This window comes from Okeania sp. SIO2F4, assembly GCF_010672385.1.
Classification (GTDB): domain Bacteria; phylum Cyanobacteriota; class Cyanobacteriia; order Cyanobacteriales; family Microcoleaceae; genus Trichodesmium.
The window spans coordinates 1-3,993 of sequence record NZ_JAAHGT010000896.1 but is presented as its reverse complement, the minus strand read 5'-3'; the positions used below and the strand labels follow the sequence as shown (position 1 = coordinate 3,993).

The 3,993-nt window shown below is 39.5% G+C and carries 2 protein-coding genes and 1 pseudogene; 1 reads left to right on the top strand and 2 read right to left on the bottom strand.

Features of this window, described 5'->3' with window-relative positions:
- Nucleotides 1–254: pseudogene (locus tag F6K22_RS34625) on the bottom strand (hypothetical protein); the annotation flags it as partial.
- Nucleotides 255–763: 509 nt separating this feature from the next.
- Nucleotides 764–1,429 (bottom strand): L-threonylcarbamoyladenylate synthase, encoded by a 666-nt coding sequence (locus F6K22_RS34620; protein ID WP_293108883.1) that lies wholly within the window; start codon nt 1,427–1,429, stop codon nt 764–766.
- Nucleotides 1,430–2,114: 685 nt separating this feature from the next.
- Here F6K22_RS34620 and larC point away from each other — a divergent pair.
- Nucleotides 2,115–3,473, top strand: a complete 1,359-nt coding sequence (gene larC, locus F6K22_RS34615) for a nickel pincer cofactor biosynthesis protein LarC (protein ID WP_293108880.1) — start codon at nt 2,115–2,117, stop codon at nt 3,471–3,473.
- The last annotated feature ends 520 nt before the right edge of the window (nt 3,474–3,993 follow it).

Genomic DNA, 3,993 nt, shown 5'->3' with positions numbered 1-3,993 from the left:
TGAATACGATTACTCTTTAAGCAAATCCTTTCTACTTCTTGAGCTATTCGCATAGCTACAGTTTGAGCTTTTGCCGGCTTAGTTTTGGCAGCAGTTTGCAATTCTTGTAAAACCACAGCAGCTAAAGCTTCAGTATTCATTTCTAGTACAGTATTCGCTGTAGTTTGATTTTCAACTTGGCTGTTATTAACTTCTGGAGCGGTAGTGGAGTTGTTGGTTAGGGAGTTGGGGGAGTGAGCAGTCTTAACAGTCATTTTATTTTACCTCTGGATAATGCACGCTAGGTGTAGGAAACAACAATGTAGAGTCTTTGGTATTGGTTGAAATCTTTGTGATTTGTTCCTTGCCTCTACACTTATAACTATAGAAAAGCTGGCTAACCTAATAGCAAAGGAGAGTTACACTTTTCCAATGTGGTTTTATTGCCAATAGCCAATTCTGGAACTTAGTACCAAAGATATATTTTCCGGATTCTTACCAAAAAGGGGCGAAAGCTTAATATACATTGAAAATCAAGACTTTCGGAACCAAACCATCTCAGGAACGAGGAACTGTGACAATCATTAAATTGAGAATGCCACCTGTGTAACAGATACACAAGTGGCACATATAGAGGAGGGTGGGAAGTTTGGGAAGGGTAGGGAGTTTGGGGAGGGTGGGAAGTCTGGGGAGTTTCAGAAGTATGGGGTCTCAAAGATAGGTAACGCGCAGAAATCATCAAATTTTTTCCCCTACTCCCGTACGGGCGATTCGCTCTTCGCCCCTACTCCCTACTCCCTATCAAAGCTGTTAGAGTGTCAGCTCCAAGACCTTGCCGAATCAGATTGGGCTGCTGGCCAGTTAAGTCAAGGATAGTGGATACTTGATATCCTGGGTCAGAACCATCATCCACAATTATATCCACTAAATTTTCTAGACAATCAAACAATTCTGCTTTACCAGTGACTGCTTCTATCTTGATCGGGGCCATTCCTTCAGCATCACTGGTAATATGAGCTGATGTGGAAATTATGGGATTGCCCAAAGTCTCTAATAAAGACAAGCATACTTGATTGTCTGGAACCCGAATACCTGTTGTTTTACGTTTTGGACTCATCACCAGTCGTGGCACTAACTTTGTAGCAGGTAGCACAAATGTGTATGGGCCAGGAATTAAACGTTTGATAATCCGGTAGCCTGAGTCACTTACAATAGCGTAACTGGCAATGTTAGACAGGGATGAACAGAGGAATGTCAGAGGCTTATCATTAGATAATTGCTTAATTTGCCTAACTTTCTCCACAGCAGATTTAACAGAGAGGTCACAACCTATTGCGTAAACGGTATCCGTGGGATAAAGCATCACTGCCCCATCTTTAAGATCCTTGATAATCTGTTCTACACGTCTTTGCTGGGGGGTATCAGGATGAAGTTCGTAAAAAATTGCCATATTTTTATTTTAGATTTTAGATAAAATGTCAAACTATTGGTTTGTCAAGTTTAAGCATAAGTTTGCTCATATATTCCGCCATAATCATATAATTGTTGCTAAATTTTGGGCGTTGCTGAATAAAAGTATGATTTTACAGGAGTCGTAGGGGCGAATGGCCATTCGCCCCTATAGGAGTCAGGAGTTATACCATTTCTCAAAAACTTTTCTATACTTTCTTGAGTAGGGGAGTAAGGGAGTGGGGGAGGTAGGGACGTTCCATGCAACGTCCGTACAACATAATAAAAATTAACATTAACTGGTTAATAATTAGGTATGGGAGTTATTTCACCTGTGTTAATTACTTGATAACTGAAGTGCCACCCAAGTAGAACATTAATGCATGGGAATTGGTATTAGAAAGGCACTTTTTCCGCGCTACTTAAAGGGGAAATAGGTCTGATTTACACGTTATAAATTTAGGAATTTCATACCGTGTTTCAGCAATGCCAATTTTGAATTGACCCCTTTTGAAAATTCTGTAGGGATTTTGAGAGCAAAGGGTTTGGAGACCAAACCTCTACAGTTTTTTTTCACAAAGTATTGGAATGAGTCTCCAAGAAGAATTACAAAAATTTTTAGGATGGTGAGGTACACTTTAATACTAATTTCTATTCCCTATTCCCCATTCCCTATTCCCTCGTTTATGAACAAAATAGCTTACCTTGAATGTCCCACTGGTATTGCAGGCGATATGTGTCTGGGTGCTTTAGTCCATGTTGGTGTTCCTCTAGACTATCTAATTGAAAAACTAAATCTTTTGGGTATTTCCCAGGAATATCAATTAAGCACAGAAAAAGTCCATCGTAATGGTCTAGTAGCTACGAAATTTCATGTTAAGCTAACTCATGCAAATCCTGAAGATGGGGAACCCTTAACTTTTGACAACCACCATCACCATCATCACGATGCAGAAAATAACCCCAGCAGACACAAACACTATCATGCTCATAACCGCCATTTGCCAGAAATAGAAACATTAATCAAAAAAGCGGGATTGCCCCAACGTGCTGAAGCTTGGAGTTTGGAAGTGTTTCGCAAGTTGGCAGAAGCAGAAGCCGCTGTACATGGTGTTGCTCCAGAGCAAGTACATTTTCACGAAGTGGGGGCAACTGATGCCATTATTGATATTGTGGGGACTTGTTTGGGGTTAGATTGGTTGAATATTGACGAATTGTATTGTTCGCCTTTGCCTACTGGTGGGGGTATTGTGAGGACTGCTCATGGTCTGTTACCTGTGCCTGTACCAGCAGTGCTAAAACTTTGGGAGTTGCATAATGTTCCGATTTATAGTAATAGTATTGAAAAAGAATTGTGTACTCCTACAGGTAGCGCGATCGCTTGTACTATTGCTAGTGGTTTTGATTCGCCACCGTCAATGTCTTTGCAATGTGTTGGTTTGGGGGCAGGTTCCCAGGATTTAGCTATCCCTAATATTCTGCGTTTGTGGATCGGAGAAGGGAAAGTTAAGACTCAATATTCTCAAATTAAAAAGTCTGATGCTACTACTTCCCAACATTCCCACCTAGAAACTGTCTCAGTCTTAGAAACTCAAATAGATGATTGTACTCCTCAAGCGATCGCCTATACTTTTGATGTTCTGTTTGCTGCGGGTGCTTTGGATGTTTTTACTCAACCTGTGACAATGAAAAAATCCCGCTTGGGAGTTTTACTAACTGTTATTTGTACACCAGAAAAGTTGTCTGCTTGTGAAGAAGTAATATTTCGGGAAACTACGACTTTGGGTATTCGTCAGTCTATTCAACAACGAGCTATTTTGGAGCGAGAAATTCATCAGTTGGAAACAGAGTATGGAGCAGTAAGGTTAAAGGTGGCAAAGATGGGGGATAAAATTGTTAATGTGCAACCTGAATATGAAGATTGTGCTACATTAGCTAGACAGGAAAATATGCCTTTGATGGAAGTGCAGAAAATGGTATTGCAGCGTTGGTACAAAGTCATAAATATGATACGGTTTCACGGAAGTCATGCATCAAGTGTGTAATTCTGAGGTTTCCTCAGAATGTAATACCATTTCACAGAATTCTGAATTCTGAATTCAGAATTCTGAAGTTAGATTGGATCGGCTAAAAACTTTTACAAGAGAAAGGTTTGAGGCAATTATTTGACATTTAAAGTTTGAAACTATTTGTGCTCACGGGGTGACAAGGTAGCTGAAAGCTATATATAGAGGTGGACTTATCAAATAAGCTGAAGAATAGTTCAACTAAAATCCCACTATTATTGAGAATAGATGGGGGTGTGGTGCGTTCGCGGAGCGTTGCGGAGCGCAGTATCGCGCCACACAGTAGCTTGATTATTTATTCAAATAACTGGCAAAACAGTTAAAAATCCGATCAAAAAGGGTTGGTAATTACAAATAAAAATTAATAAAAGTGAATATATTAGGCTTTGATCAAAACCAGATCGAACAAAAGTTGAGTCCATCTCAAATAATAACATTACAAATATTATTATACTTAACATCAGTACATAAAACCGTACAAATATCAAAATTAAGTACT

Coding starts and splice junctions, on each gene's coding strand:
- F6K22_RS34620 (WP_293108883.1), bottom strand. CDS start 1,429: ATGGCAATTTTTTACGAACTTCATCCTGATACCCCCCAGCAAAGACGT.
- larC (WP_293108880.1), top strand. CDS start 2,115: ATGAACAAAATAGCTTACCTTGAATGTCCCACTGGTATTGCAGGCGAT.